Source organism: Pseudoalteromonas fuliginea (genome assembly GCF_000690055.1).
Taxonomy (GTDB): Bacteria; Pseudomonadota; Gammaproteobacteria; order Enterobacterales; family Alteromonadaceae; genus Pseudoalteromonas; species Pseudoalteromonas fuliginea.
Genome location: NZ_JJNZ01000188.1, coordinates 1 through 616, shown reverse-complemented (window position 1 = coordinate 616; position 616 = coordinate 1). Strand labels below are relative to the sequence as shown.

The window sequence follows — 616 nt, the reverse complement described above, 5'->3', positions numbered from 1 at the left end:
CACCGTTAGTTCATATCGACAAGCGTCCAAATAGATTGGTTTGGCTTTGTTGTCAAGAATGGAATAAGACCACTGAAAAGTGGGAGCGCGTTTATCTGTATCGTGAAAACGATCCTATTAAGTTCTACCAAAAACTAGGGGAGTTACTTTAATGGAATGGCTAAAAAAAATAGCCGGTTACGCGCCTGACATTGTTGGTGCAATTGTATCTGGTGGCGCAACGCTGCCAGCTACGGCACTTCGCATTATCAGCAAAGAGTTAACCGGTGTTGAAACGGACAATATTGATTTGGTTGAAAAGGCAGTAAACAACGCAACGCCAGATCAACTATTGAAATTGAAGCAGGCTAACTTTGACTTTATTGTTCGAAAGATGCAGTTACAAAATGAAGAGTTAGCCAATCAACGAGCCGACACGCAAGACGCACGTAAAGAGCATAAAGGCCACTGGATGACTTGGTTGTTACCTTTGCTTATGTTTTTGCTGTTTAGCGCCATGGCTTACTGGTTGATCAAGTACGCGATACCAGCGGAGAACAAAGACATACTTGTATTCATGGCTGGCCAATTATCTGGATTTATGGCGGCAGGTGTTACGTATTGGTTAGGGTCTAGC

The 616-nt window shown here is 43.2% G+C and carries 1 protein-coding gene; it reads left to right on the top strand.

Annotated elements, in window-relative coordinates:
• Window positions 1-151: 151 nt before the first annotated feature.
• A partial coding sequence (locus DC53_RS00170) for a hypothetical protein (RefSeq protein ID WP_033032504.1) occupies window positions 152-616 on the top strand: 465 nt, incomplete at its 3' end.